General features: G+C 65.6%; 13 protein-coding genes and 1 riboswitch. Of the genes, 7 read left to right on the forward strand and 6 right to left on the reverse strand.

Annotation, left to right across the window (positions count from 1 at the left end):
• Positions 1–15: 15 nt before the first annotated feature.
• On the reverse strand, positions 16–450 hold the full coding sequence (locus tag QM701_RS12395) for a GNAT family N-acetyltransferase (protein WP_415167358.1): 435 nt from the start codon (positions 448–450) through the stop codon (positions 16–18).
• A gap of 124 nt (positions 451–574) precedes the next feature.
• Between QM701_RS12395 and QM701_RS12400 the strand changes: the two genes are divergently transcribed.
• Positions 575–1192, forward strand: a complete 618-nt coding sequence (locus QM701_RS12400) for a carboxymuconolactone decarboxylase family protein (RefSeq protein WP_415167359.1) — start codon at positions 575–577, stop codon at positions 1190–1192.
• Between the two features lie 300 nt (positions 1193–1492).
• Complete coding sequence (locus tag QM701_RS12405) at positions 1493–4549, forward strand: autotransporter outer membrane beta-barrel domain-containing protein (RefSeq protein ID WP_415167360.1); 3057 nt, start codon at positions 1493–1495, stop codon at positions 4547–4549.
• A 160-nt stretch (positions 4550–4709) separates the two neighbouring features.
• Here QM701_RS12405 and QM701_RS12410 read toward each other — a convergent pair whose 3' ends face one another.
• The 5 genes from QM701_RS12410 to QM701_RS12430 form a co-directional block, all read right to left on the reverse strand.
• On the reverse strand, positions 4710–6170 hold the full coding sequence (locus QM701_RS12410; RefSeq protein ID WP_415167361.1) for a lipopolysaccharide kinase InaA family protein: 1461 nt from the start codon (positions 6168–6170) through the stop codon (positions 4710–4712).
• Positions 6167–6934: a lipopolysaccharide kinase InaA family protein gene (locus QM701_RS12415; protein ID WP_415167362.1), complete on the reverse strand. Its 768-nt coding sequence runs from the start codon at positions 6932–6934 to the stop codon at positions 6167–6169. The genes QM701_RS12410 and QM701_RS12415 overlap by 4 nt, the downstream gene beginning before the upstream one ends.
• Complete coding sequence (gene rfaP, locus QM701_RS12420; RefSeq protein WP_415167363.1) at positions 6931–7761, reverse strand: lipopolysaccharide core heptose(I) kinase RfaP; 831 nt, start codon at positions 7759–7761, stop codon at positions 6931–6933. The genes QM701_RS12415 and rfaP overlap by 4 nt, the downstream gene beginning before the upstream one ends.
• Positions 7762–7948: 187 nt before the next feature.
• The gene (locus tag QM701_RS12425; protein ID WP_415167364.1) at positions 7949–9070 is read right to left on the reverse strand and encodes a glycosyltransferase family 4 protein; all 1122 of its coding nucleotides are present in this window, start codon (positions 9068–9070) and stop codon (positions 7949–7951) included.
• Positions 9070–9924: a lysophospholipid acyltransferase family protein gene (locus tag QM701_RS12430; protein WP_415167365.1), complete on the reverse strand. Its 855-nt coding sequence runs from the start codon at positions 9922–9924 to the stop codon at positions 9070–9072. The genes QM701_RS12425 and QM701_RS12430 overlap by 1 nt, the downstream gene beginning before the upstream one ends.
• A 207-nt stretch (positions 9925–10131) precedes the next feature.
• On the opposite strand from QM701_RS12430, the gene metK reads away from it, so the two are divergent.
• The 5 genes from metK (at position 10132) to QM701_RS12455 (ending at position 17054) form a co-directional block, all read left to right on the forward strand.
• Positions 10132–11298, forward strand: a complete 1167-nt coding sequence (metK, locus tag QM701_RS12435) for a methionine adenosyltransferase (protein WP_415167366.1) — start codon at positions 10132–10134, stop codon at positions 11296–11298.
• Between the two features lie 348 nt (positions 11299–11646).
• Entirely contained in the window at positions 11647–12879 is a 1233-nt protein-coding gene (locus QM701_RS12440; protein WP_415167367.1) for an HD-GYP domain-containing protein, read from the forward strand.
• Positions 12880–12930: 51 nt separating this feature from the next.
• Positions 12931–13001: riboswitch (S-adenosyl-L-homocysteine riboswitch) on the forward strand.
• A gap of 94 nt (positions 13002–13095) precedes the next feature.
• Positions 13096–14496, forward strand: coding sequence for an adenosylhomocysteinase (gene ahcY / locus QM701_RS12445; protein WP_415167368.1), 1401 nt, complete (start codon positions 13096–13098; stop codon positions 14494–14496).
• Positions 14497–14573: 77 nt separating this feature from the next.
• On the forward strand, positions 14574–15404 hold the full coding sequence (gene metF / locus QM701_RS12450; protein ID WP_415167369.1) for a methylenetetrahydrofolate reductase [NAD(P)H]: 831 nt from the start codon (positions 14574–14576) through the stop codon (positions 15402–15404).
• Between the two features lie 468 nt (positions 15405–15872).
• Complete coding sequence (locus QM701_RS12455) at positions 15873–17054, forward strand: hypothetical protein (RefSeq protein ID WP_415167370.1); 1182 nt, start codon at positions 15873–15875, stop codon at positions 17052–17054.
• Positions 17055–17072 lie beyond the last annotated feature (18 nt).

Here is a 17072-nt window from a genome sequence, read left to right on the forward strand (position 1 = left end):
TCGGTTGAAAAGCGTTCAGGCGTTCGGCCCGCCGCCGCGCACGATCGAAAAGCGGTACGTGTCGTCGCGCCGCGACCAGCCGGCATTCCGCCAGAAAGCGTTGCCCGCCGCGTTGTCGCGATAGACGTCGATGTGCGTCTTGCGGATGCCCTCGCATTCGAGAGCGGCCAGGCAGCGCTCGACCAGCTCCGCGGCGACGCCCCGGCGGCGGCATACGGCGTCAACGGCCAGGTGGTGCAGATGCCCGCGCCGGCCGTCGTGCCCGCCCATCAGGCAGCCGATCAGCCGCCCGTCCAGCTCGGCGACGAAACTGAGCCCCGGATTGCGCGCCAGGAAGCGCGCGAGCCCCTCCGGCGTGTCGGCGTCGCGCACGGACACGCCGGGCGTGCAGCGCATCAGGTCGAGCAGCGCCGGGTAGTCGTCCGGCGCCATCGCGCGGAAGGAGAGCATGGGTTTCCGTTCCATGGTCGTGGCGGGAAATGCACGTATTTTGCCACCGCGCCGGGAAACGGCGCCTTGAATTACACTTCGTTCCTGTCCGCCGGCGTCCGGTCCGCTGCAGCGAGGAGCATTCATGAGCCAATCCGCACACCTCCCAGGATTCCCACAGGGATTCGGTCCGTCGACGGCGGAGCGCCTGCCCGTCCCCGAACGCGACGCCATGAGCGAGGCCCAGCGGGCGGCCGCGGACGCGATCATCAACGGCCCCCGCAAGGCGCTCTTCGGCCCCTTCGTTCCCCTGCTGCAAACGCCCGAGCTCATGGAGCGCATCGGCAAGACGGGCGAAGCCCTGCGCTTCGCAGGAACGCTGTCCGACCGGGTCCGGGAACTCGTCATCTGCGTCGTGGCGAGGGAAACGGGCAACCAGTTTGAGTGGCAGACGCATGCGCCGCTGGCCATCAAGGCCGGAGTGGCGGCGCCGGCGATCGATGCGCTGGCGGCCGGCCGGCGCCCCCGCCAACTGGCGGCCGACGAGGAGTGCGCGGTCGATTTCGTCGGCGAGCTGATGCGCCGGCACGGCGTCAGCGACGAAACCTATGCCGACGCCGCGAGCCGCTTCGGCGAGCCGGGGACGGTGGAACTCACCGCCCTCGCCGGCCACTTCGCCATGGTCTGCTGGATCATGAACGTCGCCCGCACTCCCGGTCCCGCCGGTTCGGCCACGTCCGGACTGAGCTCCTTCCCGGGGTAGTCGCGCGGGCGACAACAGCCCGGACGTTCTCCAGCACGCCAGCGACACGCGCCCGCGCCGTCCCGCGCAGCAATCCGGAACGGCGGCGCCGCGCGTCCCCCTGCGCCATTCGCCGCATTCCCGGATGCGCCGCTCTCGCGGGTTCTCTAGCCAGGAACCGGCCTGTAATGATATAGGATTATTCTTATATCATTAAAAAGAGGGTCGGCGGTATGATCCGGCGCAGCCCGCAGCAGATGCCCAACGGCACATATTTCCCTTGGAAATACTGGTCAAGCGCGGGAAAAGGGGAGGCGGCAAATGACCCATCAATCCACGCGGCGGCACCGCGGATTCCGAACGGCCCTGCTGGTATCGGCCGTCAACATGGCATCGGCGGCATTCAATGCCAACGCGCAATCGGGCGCGGTCAGCGTCACCGACGGCTCGACATTGAATCTGCCCAATCCAACCTATCCGAACCCGGGGTACGACGTCAGCAGCGGGCACGGATTTTACGTGAGCGGAACAGGCAGCACCATCATCGGGCAAAGCCTGTCGATGACCACAGGCCCTTCGGGCTACCCCGCCTATGTCCGTAACGGCGGCACGCTGATACTGCACGACAGCAGGCTGCAAGGCAGGTCAGGGGTGGTTGTCGACGGGGCCGGAGCCTATGCCGAACTGAACCGGGGTTCGATCACCGCGTCGGAAGAGGCCGTCCGCGTATCCGCTGGCGCAAGGGCATCGCTCAACGGCACGACCGTCGAGATAGGCAAACAGACGAACTTTCTGAGTGTCGACGGCAGCGGCTCGGTGCTGACGGTACGCGATGCCCGGATCACCGCCAGGCAAGGCGGCTCCCTCGGGGCCTACACCGGCGGCAAGCTGGTGCTCAGCGGCGGCCGCCTGCACATCGGGCAGGACGCCCCGGACGCATACAGCGGCATCGTCATAATCGACAGCACGCTGGAAATCGACGGCACGACGATCGAGATCTGGAGCCGGTATAAAGATGCGATCAATCTGACCAGTCACGCGCATGCAACCCTTCGCAATGCTTCCGTCACCACGCATGGCGAAAGCGCGAGCGTCTTGTCGGTGCCATCGACCAAGGCGTCGGCGACCGTCACCAACACCCGCTTCGAGACATTCGGCGCACGGGCGGTGGGCGTCGATGCGCGTACGGGCGCGCAGGTGACCTGGGATGGCGGCAGCATCGTCACCCACGGCGACGCCGCGCACGGCCTGTATGCCTCGACCGTATTTTACGATTGGCAGACGCAGGGGATTCAGGCATCGATCCGCGCCAGAAACCTGGACATCACGACGACGGGGGCGGGCGCCTACGGCGTCATCTCGCGCACCAGGGACGCCAGAATCGAACTGGACGATGTGCGCGTCACCACCATGCAGGACCGGAGCACCGCGCTGTACGCCGGCCTCCAGGGCGCGGACCTGCACGTGCGGAACAGCACCGTGCGCACCTACGGCGCTCAGGCCTACGGCATCGATGTGAACGACCGTGCCACTTTGAGCGTCGCCGATTCGCAGCTGTACACCTCCGGCCGCAACGCCGCGGCGCTGATCTCGCGCATCACCACCACCGATGACCATACCAACGAGATCCCCGTCACCGGCAGCGTGCTCGATACGCAAAATGCCCCGGCCGTGCTGGTGCTCGGCGGCGGCATGGAGCTGACGCTGCGCGACTCCCGGGTCATTGGCCGCAGCAACGGCGGGGACGGCACGGCCATTCTGGCGGACGACGCCATCTACACCAACGGCACCGTCATCCCGTTCAACAAGGCGATCGTCACCGCCGACACCAGCCGTTTGACCGGCGACGTCCTCGTCCGCTCCGGCAACGCCGCCAGCACCTTCAGCCTGTCGCTGCGCAACGCCTCGACCCTGACCGGCGCGGTCAAGGCGCGCAACGGCACGCTGACGCTGGACGATAGTAGCCAATGGCACGTGCGCGGCGATTCGACCCTGGGCACGCTGGACAACGGCGGCACCGTCCATTTCATGGCCCCAGCCGGCGGCATCTTCAAGACGGTGACGGTGAATGGCAATTACACCGGCCACGGCGGCCTGCTGGTGATGAACGCCGCGCTGGGCGGCGACAATTCGGCCACCGACCGGCTGGTCGTCGCCGGGGATACCGCCGGCAGCACCCGGGTAAGGATCAACAATGCCGGCGGCAGTGGCGGGCTGGCGGGGAACGGCATCGAACTGGTCCATGTCGACGGCCACTCGGCCGGGGTCTTTGCGCAGCAAGGCCGCGTCATCGTCGATGGTTATGAATACACGCTCTACAAGGGCTCCCTGAGCGATCCCGGCGACGGCAACTGGTACCTGCGCTCGGTCGCCCTGCCGACGCCGCCCGCGCCGGGCGGCGGCACCGACCGGAAATGGGCGTCCCCGCTGGTGGGCGCCTATCTGGGCAACCAGACCGCCGCCGTCAGGATGTTCGATCATTCGTTGCGCGACCGCATGGCCGCGCCGCATCCGACGGAAAGCGACAAAAGCGGCGACGGCCGCGCGGTCTGGCTGCGGGTCATCGGCAACAGGGTGGACAGCGAGGCCGCCCGGCGGGAGCTGGACCTGCGCACCGATACCGCCATCGTCCAGTTCGGCGGCGATCTGGCGCAATGGTCCGGCAATGGCGACGACCGCTGGCATCTCGGGCTGATGGCCGCGTACGGCCACGGCACGACCGACGCGACCAATCCGGTGGATTACGGCAACAGCCGCCTGCGCAAGGCCCGCGGCAAAGTCGACGGCTACGGCGTCGGCGCCTACGCCACGTGGTACGGCGACGCCGCCCTATCCGCCGGGCCTTACGTCGATGCCTGGCTGCACTACGGCTGGTTCGACAACGAAGCCTCCGCGTCGGGTGGGAAAGCCGACAGCTACAGGAGCCGCAACCTGAGCGCCTCGTTAGAGGCCGGCCATGCCTTCACGCTCAGCGACGACGGCAGCCGGCAGTTGATGATCGAGCCGCAGGCGCAAGTGATCGTCAACCGCTACAGGGCCGACGACCACCGTACCGCGCATGGCGCTGAAATACACCATGCGGACGGCGACGGCGTCACTACCCGCCTGGGCGCCAGGATGCATGGCAAGACGACGACGGGCCACGGCGTGCTTCCCTTCGTCGAACTGAACTGGCTGCATGGCGGCGCGGACGATTCGCTACGTTTCGGCGGCGGCGCATTCGCCCATGACGTGCCGAAAGACCGTTATGAAATCAAGGCGGGGTTGCGGGCGCGACTGGCCGGAAACTGGCAGGGCAGGGCCAGCGTCAACTGGCAGACCGGCAATGACGGCTACCGCCGCCTGGGCGGTCTGGTTGGGCTGCGATACGCTTGGTAACGAGTCGGTCCGAGTTTACAAAAATAGTCATTGTGGTGGTTTCCTCTGCGGCCATTGCAAAACCCGCATGCTCTTTGCGCCAGTACCTCCGACTCCAGGACTTCCGCGCCTGCTTTCAGCGCCAGGAAATCGTGGTGCTCGATGATGCCCGGCCGGTGCGTCATCCCCCCTCCGGCAGGTTGGCGTCCAGCCAGCGGTAGAGCGCCGAGTGCGCCGGCCAGTTGCGCAGGAAGCGCAGCCGGTCGCGGCGCCAGTCGCGTGCGAAGGCGGCGTGGCTGTCGTGCTGGACCATGGCGTCGAGGTCGATGAGCGCGAGGCGCCCTGCGTGCCAGATGAAGTTCGTCGCTTTCGTGTCGCCGTGCGAAATCCGCAGCCGGCAGAGCGCACCGAACAGTTCCAGGATCGCCGCGGCCTCATCCACGTCGGGCTCGCGGTCGGGCGAGAGGCGCTGCATGAGGCTTTCGCCCGGACAGAACTCGGTGACCAGGAACGCGCGCCGCCGCAGCGGCCCGACGCGCTCTTCGAGCATGGCCAGCGGCGCGGGCGTGGCGATGCCGTAGAACGCCAGGCGGTGCCCGGCCACCCAGGAATGCCACGCGCGGCTCGGACGCCAGAAGCGGGAAAGGGCGTGGCGGAAGCTCTTCAGGTTGTAGCGCTTGACCACCAGCGCCCGCCCGCCGAGCTCGACGCGCGCGACGGTGCTGGTGTTGCCGTCCTTGAGCATCTGGCCGCGCGTGATCGCGCCGTCCGGATAGGCGAGCAGTTCGGCCAGACGCTGCTTTTCGGTCCGGACCACCGCCGAGAACAGGCTGGTCGTCGAGCGCACGGCGAACTGGCCGCAGTCGCGCAGCGTCTTGCCGAGAAAATGCGTCAGGCGCTGCGCGCGCGCGTCCTCGACGGCCCGCAGCAGGGTTTCGCGATCGGGCCGCAGGCGGTCCTGTTCGGACTCGTAGGCCGTGGCCAGCACGTCGAGGCAGGATTCCCACGCGAGCGGCAGCTGGGCGACCAGCAGCGCCAGGTTGTCCAGCGTCTGCCGCTCCTGCGCGGTCGGGCCCTTCGCCACGTGCTCGATGCCGTCGCCGTCGATCAGGAACAGTTCGTTGCCGTGTTCGAGGAAGTTGCCGAGGTGCAGGTCGGTCTGCACCAGTCCCGCCGCGTGCAGGCGGCCGAGCAGCGCGCAGGCCGGCTGCAGGATTTCCAGGGCCGGCGGGGCGCCGGCGGGCAGGGCTGCCACGGCCGACCAGCGTTCGGCCAGCGTGCGCGAGCCGTCGAGGAATCCGGTCAGCAGGAAATGGCCGCCGCCGGCGATCCGCCCGGCGCACACCACTTCGGGCGTCGGCAGACCGGCGGCCTGCAGGGCGGCGATGCCCTGCCGTTCGCGCTCCCAATGGCGGCTGTTGCGCCGGGCGACGAACAGCTTGGCCAGCACCCGCCGGCCGCGCCATTGCGCCTCGCCGACGATGCGCTTGCCCGGCAGGACGCGCAGCAGGCGCAGCACGGTGATGGTCGTTCCGTCCTCGCCGCGCACGTGGAAGGGTAGCGCCGGCGCGCGCCCCTGGTGGCGCAGCTCGGCGGCCTGCAGCAGGGGGATTTCCGCCGCGCCCACGGCCTGATCGGTCATTCCCGCCCCTCGAAGAACCGGACGATCCGGCGCACGCGCCGCTTGTCGCCGGCGTTCAGCCTGTCGCGCCCGGCGTAGTCGAGATAGAAACGCAGGCGCTGGCCGCGCGTGAGATGGTACTTGCCCACCTTGTCGAGGCAGGCGAGGTCCTTGACGATACGATGTTGGAGGAAAGGTCCCCACCAGAATCTGCCGCTCGGACAGTCGATCAGGTATACCACTGGCGCGTCGCCGTTGGTCACCAGCAGGTTACGCCACATAAGGTCGTTATGCACGAAGTTCAAATCGTGCATGCGCCGCGCGATGCGCGCGACTTGCGCCGACACCTCGGCCACCCAGCGCCGGTCGCGCAAGCGGGGATCGCATCGTTGAGCCAGCTTTGCAAGGTCGGTCGTGTTTGGAATTTCCTCCGTCACCACGGCGCCGCGCCGGAATCCGCCGCAGCGGCGTTCAAGGCCGTATGCGGCTAGTTGCGCAGTCGGGATTTCCCAGTCATGAAAGAGTAATAGATTCTGCCATTCCTTTTTTACGCGCGGAGGCGCCAGCCACTGGCGTAGGCCGAACCAACGCTTCCGAGCATTCTTGCCGTTGCCCGAATATCGCTTGACGTAGTAACGCCGACCTTCGCGTTCGAGAAGCAGTACCTCGCTCAGCGAGTCTTGCGTAATGCGTTCCCCCTCCAGCGAAAACACCTGCTCCAGGTCGGCGAACGCGCGCCCGGCAACGCCGCCGTTCAGCTCCGGGTCGAACCACCACGAGCTCATCCCGGCGCCTTCCGGGCGTACTTGCGCAGGTAGCGTTCCCGCAGCCGCTCGGCCTCGGCGGCGAGCCGCAGCAGCAGGGGCGCCTCATCGCGCAGGACGGCGCGCACGGGACGGTCGAAGTACAGCCGCAGGAAGCGCAGGACGTCCCGGCGGGTCAGGCCGATGTCCAGCGCCGAAAAATACAGCGCGGCGAGGTCCTTGTCGCGCCAGCGGCGGGGCGTCTTTTCCCGGATCTGCGCGCGGTGCAGGTCGATCAGCGACAGCTTCAGGTCGTCGGGCGTCGGCGCCGGATCGAGGTGCAGCAGGAAATGGCAGATGTAGAAGTCGCGATGATTGACGCCGCCCTGGTGCATGCGCCGCGCCATGCCGGCGACGCGGTGGATCAGGGCGCGCTTCATCGCCGGCGGGGGCGGCTCGGCCGGCCAGCCGCGGCAGTAGTCTTCCAGGCTGATCGTCGGCGCCAGGTCCTCGGTGACGATGAACGAATGCCGCGTCGCCGGATCGCGGCCGCGCTGCCCGAAGGCGATGCCGCGCATGGTATCGACGCCGAGCCGCCGCAGCCGCGCGATCGCCCGCCATTCGTTCTCCGCGCCGAGCACCGGCAGGCGCAGGCAGAGCAGGTTCTTGACGATCTCGGCCCAGCCGACGCCGCGGTGGATTTTGACGAAGTAGCTGCGCCCGGCGACCTCGGTGCGCAGCGTGCGGCGCGCTTCGAGTTCGCGGAACACTTCCCCCGTCAGGGCTTCGACGGCGACGAACGGATCGCGCCCGGCCCACAGCGAGCGGAAGGGTTCTTCCAGGATCACGGTCGGTTCGTTCGCCGTCACTGCGTAACCTCCACACCAAGGCAGTCGCAAGAATGCCCGGCCGGCGGCCGCTCCCTCCCCTTCAAGGGGAGGGATGGGGTGGGGATGGGGTAATGGGCTCGATCCCGCGACGGCGCTACTCCCATCCCCCTCCCGGCCTCCCCCTTGAAGGGGGAGGAGCGGTGGACGGGCGATCGCGTTAAGGCGTTCACGCGCGCTCTCCGAGGATCAGGTCGGCCGCGCGCTCGGCGTTGCTGTAGATGTCCGCTGTCTCGGCGAAGCGCAGCGCATTGGCCCGCCAGCGCCGCCGCGCCGCCGGGTCGGACAGCATCTGCGCCAGCGCGGCGTCGAGCGCCTCCTGCGCGAACGGTTCGCCGACGACGCGGCCGCCGTCCGCCTCCTCGATGTAATGCGCGTAGCCGCACACTGCGGTCGCCAGCACGGGCAGGCCGGCGACCAGGGCTTCGAGCAGCACGGTGCCGGTGTTCTCGTTGTACGCCGGGTGGATCAGCAGGTCGGCGCCGAGCAGGAAGCGCGGGATGTCGCTGCGCCCCGGCAGGATGGCGACGCGCTCGGCGACGCCGAGCGAACGGGCCAGGCGCAGGAACGGCGCCGGGTCGTCCTGGCCGATGACGATCAGCCGCGTGCGCGCGCGCAGCGCCTCCGGCAGGCCGGCCAGCGCCTTCAGGCTGCGGTCGAGCCCCTTGGTCTTGAAGCCCGAGCCGACCTGCAGGAGCAGCAGGTCGTCCTCGCCCAGGCCGAACTCGCGGCGAAAGTCCGCGCGGATTCCGGCGGCGTTGGCCGGCGCGCGGCGGTCCGGCGAGATGCCCGGCGGCAGCAGATGGAAGCGCGCCTGCGGCGTGCCGTAGTGCCGCTCGAAAAAGGGTTGCTGGACCTGCGAGATCATCAGGATTTCGGTCCGGCTCTCCGGCGCGAAGACGGCGCGCTCGTGCGCGGCGAAATGGCGGTAGCGCGCCGAGAGCCGGTAGAGCGGGTTGCGCAGCGTGCGCGCCTTCTCCTCGTAGCAGGGATCGGCGGCGAAATAGACGTCCAGTCCCGGCATCTTGTTGAAGCCGATCACGCGGTCGGCCGGGCGGCGGGCGAGATCGCGCGCCACCCAGTCGCCGAAGCGCGCGTAGCGGCGCACGTTGCTGAACGCGGTCACCGGCACGACGACGAGTTCGAAGCCGTTCGGAACCTCGCCCTCCCATGCGAGCGTGTAAACGCGAATCGCGTGCCCGCGCGCCTGGCAGGCCAGGGCGATGCGCAGGAAGTCGCGCTGCAGCCCGCCGAAGGGGAAATACTTGTAGAGGCAAAAGGCCAGTTGCATCAGTCTCTTTCCGGTGGCGCTTCGACGCCGCGCGGGCGCTTGTAGCGGTTGTAACCCCACAGGTACTGCTCCGGGCATTGCAGGATCAGGCGCTCGATCTCCTGGTTGATGCGCCGGGCGCGTTCTTCGAGCGTCCCTTCGATCGGCTGCGCGGGCGCCTGCACGTGCACGTGGTAGCCGGCGCCGCCGGGCATCCGCTCGGCCCAGATCAGCAGCACCGCCGCGCCGCTTTCGCTGAGCCGCGCGGCCAGGGTCATGGTGTAGGCCGGCCGGCCGAAGAAATCCAGCCAGCGCCCTTCGCCGCGCCTCGGCGCCTGATCCGGCAGCATGCCCACCGCTTCGCCGCGCTTCAGCGCCTTGAGCAGCGCGCGCACGCCGGAAAGGTCGGCCGGCGCGATGCGCAGCTGCGCGCGCACGCGCCCGGTCTCGATCATCGTCTGCAGCCACGGCTGCTTGGGCGGCCGGTAAAGCACGGTGATCGGCGCCTGGGTCGACAGGTATTGCGCGGTGATTTCGAAGCAGCCCAGGTGCGGCGTCAGGTACAGGATGCCGCCGCCCGCGCGCCTGGCCGCCTCCACCAGCTCCCAGCCGGAGACCTTGGCGACGCGCCCGGCGACCTCCTCCAGCGGCCGCAGCCAGATCTTCGGCAGTTCGAAGGACTGCCGGCCGGCGTGCGCGACGGCCGCCGCGCAGGTACGCTTCTCGCCCTCCCTGCCCAGCGCCAGCCGCATGTTCCGGCGCATGTTGCGGCGGTAGGTCGGCGAGAAAAGCCACGAGAGCCAGCCGACCGCCGCACCGAGCCGGTGCAGCCAGGCCAGCGGCAGATGGCTCAGCAGACGAAAAACCAGGATCACGCGGTCACTCCAATAACCCTACCGGCCGTGGGTTTGACCCGTGCCGGCCGAAAAAATACAATTATCCCATTCGCCGAGTTAATCAGGACAACTTGCAGGGCGAAAGACACCTTCCCAGGTGCCGTGAAATACTGCTAAAGCGTCGTCTGCTCAAACCCCGGAGCCGGCCACGCCGCCGTACCGGGGTTTTTGTTGGAGCAGACATCAATGTCCAGAGAGCATCTCTTCACGTCGGAATCGGTCAGCGAAGGCCATCCCGACAAAGTCGCCGACCAGATTTCGGATGCCGTCCTCGACGCCATCCTGGCCGAGGACCCGCACGGCCGCGTCGCCTGCGAAACGCTGGTTTCCACCGGTCTGGTGGTGATTTCCGGCGAGATCACCACCCGCGCGCACATCAACTACCGCGAGCTCGCCCAGGAGGTCGTGCGCCGCATCGGCTACGACGCCTCCGAGATCGGCTTCGATTACAAGAGCTGCGCCATCCTCACCGCCATCAACCGCCAGTCGCCGGACATCGCCCAGGGCGTCAACGAAGGACAGGGGATCGACCTCGACCAGGGCGCCGGCGACCAGGGCCTGATGTTCGGCTACGCCTGCCGGGAGACGCCGTCGCTGATGCCCTTCCCGATCTACTACGCGCACCGCATCATGCAGCGCCAGGCCGAGGTGCGCAAGGACGGGCGCCTGCCGTGGCTGCGCCCCGACGCCAAGAGCCAGCTCTCCGTACGCTACGTCGACGGCCGGCCGGTGGCCATCGACACCGTCGTGGTGTCCACCCAGCATGACCCGGACGTCTCGCACGCGCAGATCACCGAGGCGGTGATCGAGGAAATCGTCAAGCCGGTGCTGCCGAAGGAGATGCTGACCGAGGCGACCCGCTACCTGATCAACCCCACCGGGCGCTTCGTCGTCGGCGGCCCGCACGGCGACTGCGGATTGACCGGACGCAAGATCATCGTCGATAGCTACGGCGGCACCGCCCGGCACGGCGGCGGCGCCTTCTCCGGCAAGGACCCGTCCAAGGTCGACCGCTCGGCCGCCTACGCGGCGCGGCACGTGGCCAAGAACATCGTCGCGGCGGGCCTCGCCGAGCGCTGCGAAGTGCAGATCGCCTACGCCATCGGCGTCGCCCGGCCGGTGTCGCTGATGGTCGACACCTTCGGCACCGGGCGGATCGCCGACGAGAAGATCGTCGAACTGATCGGCCAGCATTTCGACCTGCGGCCGAAGGGCATCATCCAGGCGCTCGACCTGCTCCGCCCGATCTACGCCAAGACCGCGGCCTACGGCCATTTCGGCCGGGAAGAGCCGGAATTCACCTGGGAAGCCATCGACAAGGCCGCCGCCCTGCGGGCCGACGCCGGACTCTGAGGCGCCGGAGCGTCAGCCACGGCCGGCGGGCGACGAGCCCGCCGGCTTTTTTACAATCTTTGTACGGCCCGGCGTATCGGCCAGGATGGCAGAAGCGGCGGTTTTCTGATAAAAGTGCCTGGCTCGACCGGGGCTGCACGCTACCCCCGATCAGGCTCCCTGGAACTTCCCCGCGCCCGGCGGTTGCGTAGTCGTCTTGCTCGGGCGGTTCGCAGGAAAGGAAATTGTTCGAATACGCCGGCGGGCGCTTCGGGTCGCGGGCATCGCACGCAGGCGCGTCAACGGACGCCGGCCCTGCCGTCCGTCCGTTCGAAGTCCGCACCGACCGACTGAACGGTAAAAAGCGCCATGCTCAAGAAAATCAGCGTCAAGCAGCTCACCGTGGGAATGTATCTCAAGGAATTCTGCGGGTCGTGGATGGAACATCCCTTCTGGCGCAATTCCTTCGTGATTTCCGACCCCAAGGACATCGAGCGCATCCTGGCCAGCAGCATCCAGGAAGTCTGGATCGATTCCGCGCAGGGGCTCGACGTTTCTCCCCATGAACCGGCGATTTCCGAGGCGGAGACGGAGGCCCAGGTCAACGCCGAGCTCGACGCCGCGGCGCGGGCGGCACGCGACGTCGCGCCGGTATCGATGCAGAAGGAAATGGTGCGGGCGGCGAAAATCTGTGCGCAGGCCAAGCAGGCCGTCACCTCGATGTTCAAGGAAGCGCGCATGGGCAAGGCGGTGGACGCCGGCAACGCGCGCAAGCTGGTCGAGGAAATCTCGGATTCGGTGACGCGCAATCCCGGCGCGCTGATCAGCCTCGCCCGCCTGAAGACGGCCGACGATTACACCTACATGCATTCCGTGGCGGTCTGCGCGCTGATGATCGCCCTGGGCCGCCAGTTGCGCCTCGACGAGGCGCTGATCCGCCGGCTGGGCATCGCCGGCCTGCTGCACGACCTGGGCAAGGCCATGATGCCGCTCGAAGTGCTGAACAAGCCGGGCAAGCTGACCGACGAGGAATTCCGGATCATGAAGAGCCATCCGGAAGAAGGCTGCAAGCTGCTGCGGGAAAGCCAGGGCGTGGACGAGATCACCTTCGACGTGGTGCTGCACCACCACGAGAAGACCGACGGTTCGGGCTACCCCAAGGGGCTCAAGGACGGCGAGATCAGCCTGTACGCCAAGATGGGCGCGGTCTGCGACGTGTATGACGCGATCACCTCGAACCGCCCCTACAAGGCCGGCTGGGACCCCGCCGAATCGCTGCGCAAGATGGCCGAATGGGCCAACGGCCACTTCGATCCGACCGTCTTCCAGGCGTTCGTCAAGAGCCTGGGCATCTATCCGATCGGTTCGCTGGTCCGGCTCGGCTCCGGCCGCCTCGGCATCGTCGTGGACCAGTCGCCGAAGTCGCTGCTGACGCCGCGCATCAAGGTGTTCTTCTCCACGCGCAGCCTCGCGCGCATCCTGCCGGAGCTGATCGATCTCTCGGCGCCCGGCTGTACCGAAAAGATCGCCAGCCGCGAAGATCCGGCCAACTGGAATTTCCCGGACCTCGACGAACTCTGGTCGGCGCACATCGGCGCCTGAGGGCCGCCGAAATCTCGACCGGTTCGTGAAAACCCGCGTATAATCCGCGTCTTATCCGAGGAGCGCTGCAAAACCGCCGCCGGCGGTTTCAGGCTCGGAATCACCAACGGCGCTCACCTGACCAACCCGTGCCGGCACGGGGAGACGGGTGGGCCGCGCGAAGTCCGTTCCGCCCCATCTCTTCCCGCTCCGGCTACAGCTTCAAGGAGAACTGCTGTGGCTGAATTCCAAGATTGCGTCGTCGCCGACCTCTCGCTCGCCGACTGGGGCCGCAAGGAAATCCGCATCGCCGAAACCGAAATGCCCGGCCTGATGGCCATCCGCGAAGAGTTCGCGGCCAGCCGTCCGCTACAGGGCGCGCGCATCACCGGCTCGCTGCACATGACCATCCAGACCGCCGTGCTGATCGAGACGCTGACCGCGCTCGGCGCCGAGGTGCGCTGGGCCTCGTGCAACATCTTCTCGACGCAGGACCACGCCGCCGCGGCGATCGCCGCGCAGGGCATCCCGGTCTTCGCGGTCAAGGGCGAGTCGCTGCAGGACTACTGGGACTACACGCACCGCATCTTCGAATGGCCGGACAGCGGCCATTCGAACATGATCCTCGACGACGGCGGCGACGCGACCCTGCTGCTGCACCTGGGCGCGCGGGCCGAAAAGGACCTCTCGGTGCTGGACAAGCCCGACAGCGAGGAAGCCACGGTGCTCTTCGCCGCGATCAAGGCCAAGCTGGCGAAAGACCCGGGCTGGTACTCGACGCGCCTCGCGCAGATCAGGGGCGTCACCGAGGAGACGACCACCGGCGTGCACCGCCTCTACCAGATGCACGAGCGCGGCGAACTCAAGTTCCCGGCGATCAACGTCAACGACTCGGTCACCAAGTCCAAGTTCGACAACCTCTACGGCTGCCGCGAATCGCTGGTCGACGGCATCAAGCGCGCCACCGACGTGATGATCGCCGGCAAGATCGCCGTCGTCTGCGGCTACGGCGACGTGGGCAAGGGCTCGGCGCAGGCGCTGCGCGCGCTTTCGGCGCAGGTGTGGGTCACCGAGGTCGACCCGATCTGCGCGCTGCAGGCGGCGATGGAAGGCTACCGCGTGGTGACCATGGACTATGCCGCCGACCGGGCCGACATCTTCGTCACCTGCACCGGCAACTACCACGTCATCACGCACGAGCACATGCTGCGCATGAAGGACCAGGCCATCGTCTGCAATATCGGCCACTTCGACAGCGAAATCGACGTCGCCTCGATCGAGCAGTATCCGTGGGAAGAGATCAAGCCGCAGGTCGATCACATCGTCATGCCGTCGGGTAACCGCATCATCCTGCTCGCCAAGGGACGGCTGGTGAACCTCGGCTGCGCCACCGGCCACCCGAGCTACGTCATGTCCTCCTCGTTCGCCAACCAGACGATCGCCCAGATCGAACTGTTCACGCAGGGTGACAAGTACCCGGTCGGCGTCTACACGCTGCCCAAGCATCTCGACGAGAAGGTCGCCCGCCTGCAGCTGAAAAAGCTCAACGCCCAGCTGACCGTGCTCACCGAGCAGCAGGCGGCCTACATCGGCGTGCCGGTGGCGGGACCGTACAAGGCCGACCACTACCGTTACTGACAGATCGGCCACGGCCGGCGCGGCGTCCGCCATCGCGGCGTGCCGCCGCCCCGGCCGGACCGCTTTCCGGGATACCCATGAAAACCGAAATCTCGATCGAGTTCTTTCCGCCGCAGACGCCGGAGGGTGTCGAAAAATTGCGCGCGGTGCGCGAACGGCTCGCCGTGCTCAAGCCGGAATTCTTCTCCGTCACCTTCGGCGCCGGCGGCTCGACGCGCGAACGGACCTTCGCTGTCGTCAAGGAAATCGTCGCCGAGGGCCACCAGGCGGCGCCGCATCTCTCGTGCATCGGCTCGACGCACGCCAACATCCGAGAAATCCTCCACGACTACATGGACGCCGGCATCCGCCGCATCGTCGCGCTGCGCGGCGACCTGCCGTCCGGCATGGCCGAGGCCGGCGAATTCCGCCATGCCGACGAACTCGTCGCGTTCATCCGCGCCGAAACCGGCCGCCATTTCCGCATCGAGGTCGCCGCCTATCCGGAATGGCACCCGCAGGCCCGCACCCCGGACGATGACCTGAAAGCCTTCGTGGGCAAGATCAAGGCCGGCGCCGACTCGGCGATCACGCAGTATTTCTACAACGCCGACGCCTATTTCCATTTCGTCGACGCCGTGCGCGCGCGCGGCGTTGACGTCCCGATCGTCCCCGGCATCATGCCGATCGGCGGCTTCTCCAAGCTCGCCCGCTTCTCGGACGCCTGCGGCGCCGAACTGCCGCGCTGGATGCGCCGCACCTTCGAAGGCTTCGGCGACGACGCCGAGTCCATCCGCGCCTTCGGCCTCGACGTCGTCACCGAACTGTGCGAGCGCCTGCTGGCCGGCGGCGCGCCGGGCCTCCACTTCTATGCCATGAACCAGTCGGGTTTGGTGCTAGAGATATGCCGGAGACTCGGCTGGAAGTAGCTTTGGCTGGGTATCTTGAGAGGTACTGCGAACGGGCTTTCGGAAGGGAGTCCGTTTTTCTTTGGTGGAAGCGGGTTTGGCGGGGCAATGTTGCTCTACTTACGATAGGGGCTCTGTGTCTAGTCGCTGCAACAGCGTTCGGTGAATCATGCGGTGGACATTTTACGCATATCACTAGAACGAAGTACCAAATAAAGGCTCCGATTGCAATGAGCATTGAAGTACTCAGGAGAAAGGCCAGTCGTTACGTACAAAAGTAAGAATCGGATAGTCTCCTTGACATGCAGCACGCTGCACCCCTAACCTAGTAATTGACCCATATATTAGAAATGTCATAAGACATTCACAGCAGACTTTTGGGAGTTCATTGTGACATCAGAAACGATACACCGAACTGCGGACGTCTATGGAATCGGACGCGAGTTGCCGCTCAACTATGTGTCTCGAAAAGAAGTAGACGAGTATTTCGTGGCGAACCTCACCCGCGACAAACATGTCATCATTTATGGCAGTTCTAAGCAAGGCAAGACATCTCTGCGCAAGCATTGTCTCCATGATGACGACTATATCGTTATCCACTGCTCCAATAAATGGGGTATTGCTGATCTTCACGCCGCAATTCTAAAGCGTGTTGGTTACGAAGTAACGCAATCGTCAACGCGCACGACTTCTGGTCGAAATAAAATCGTTGCAGCATTCAAGGCTGGCATTTTCGGTGTCGGAGTAGATACAGCCGGCGAGAAGGAAATGTCTAATACTAATGCGGTCACTACGTCTCCACTCGAACTCGACCCAGAAGATGTGAACGACATCATCTCTGCCCTTAAGGGTTTTTCGAAGTTCATAGTGTTGGAAGATTTTCACTACCTATCTATTGACACCCAGAAGGATTTTTCGGTCGCCCTCAAGGCCTTCCATGAACAGTCGAAGCTTTGCTTCATAATCGTTGGCGTTTGGTTAGAAGAAGGGCGCCTTACTGTTTACAACGGCGACTTGACAGGCCGTCTTGTTGGCGTAAATGCAGACAAATGGACCAACGAAGAGCTTCGAGAGGCTATTGCCCTAGGAGAAGCGCTTCTTAACATTTCCTTTGCATCCTCTTTTAAAGATGCTCTCATCGACGGTTGCCTGGATAGTGTTTACATTGTTCAAGAGGCTTGCTTTCAAGCCTGCATAAAAAAGGGGATTAACTTTACTCAGGGTACGCTACGCGAAAACATCGGAATAGACATAGACGTTCCAGAATTAATTCGTGAGGTTGTAAACCAGCAAACTGGGCGATATAACTCGTTCATCACACTCTTCGCGAGCGGTTTTCAAGAAACAACTCTCCATATGCACAAGTGGCTTCTGTATCCTGTGCTTACGGCAGCGATTGACAACCTTGAGTCCGGCTTAACTTACCGCCACTTGCGTGACGACTTACGTCATCACCACCCAGAAGGCAATGCGCTCAATATCGGAAACCTCACTCAGGCACTTCAATCAACAGCTTCGCTTCAAGTTAAAAAGGAGATAAAACCAATCGTGCTTGATTATGATCAGACAAACCTTAAACTTAACGTGGTTGATCGTGGTTTTCTCATTTGGCTAGAAAATCAAAATCGGCTTGATCTGCTGGAACTTGCAGACCTCCCCATGCTTGCGTAGCCAGAGAGATTGTGCCCT

It is taken from the genome of Propionivibrio sp., from assembly GCF_047602565.1.
Classification (GTDB): Bacteria; Pseudomonadota; Gammaproteobacteria; order Burkholderiales; family Rhodocyclaceae; genus Propionivibrio.

Excerpts from the sequence above, each read along its gene's own strand:
- QM701_RS12400 (WP_415167359.1), top strand. The coding sequence starts at position 575 with ATGAGCCAATCCGCACACCTCCCAGGATTCCCACAGGGATTCGGTCCG.
- metF (WP_415167369.1), top strand. The coding sequence starts at position 14,574 with ATGAAAACCGAAATCTCGATCGAGTTCTTTCCGCCGCAGACGCCGGAG.
- QM701_RS12395 (WP_415167358.1), bottom strand. The coding sequence starts at position 450 with ATGCTCTCCTTCCGCGCGATGGCGCCGGACGACTACCCGGCGCTGCTC.
- QM701_RS12440 (WP_415167367.1), top strand. The coding sequence starts at position 11,647 with ATGCTCAAGAAAATCAGCGTCAAGCAGCTCACCGTGGGAATGTATCTC.
- QM701_RS12425 (WP_415167364.1), bottom strand. The coding sequence starts at position 9,070 with ATGCAACTGGCCTTTTGCCTCTACAAGTATTTCCCCTTCGGCGGGCTG.
- metK (WP_415167366.1), top strand. The coding sequence starts at position 10,132 with ATGTCCAGAGAGCATCTCTTCACGTCGGAATCGGTCAGCGAAGGCCAT.
- QM701_RS12415 (WP_415167362.1), bottom strand. The coding sequence starts at position 6,934 with ATGAGCTCGTGGTGGTTCGACCCGGAGCTGAACGGCGGCGTTGCCGGG.
- QM701_RS12410 (WP_415167361.1), bottom strand. The coding sequence starts at position 6,170 with ATGACCGATCAGGCCGTGGGCGCGGCGGAAATCCCCCTGCTGCAGGCC.
- QM701_RS12405 (WP_415167360.1), top strand. The coding sequence starts at position 1,493 with ATGACCCATCAATCCACGCGGCGGCACCGCGGATTCCGAACGGCCCTG.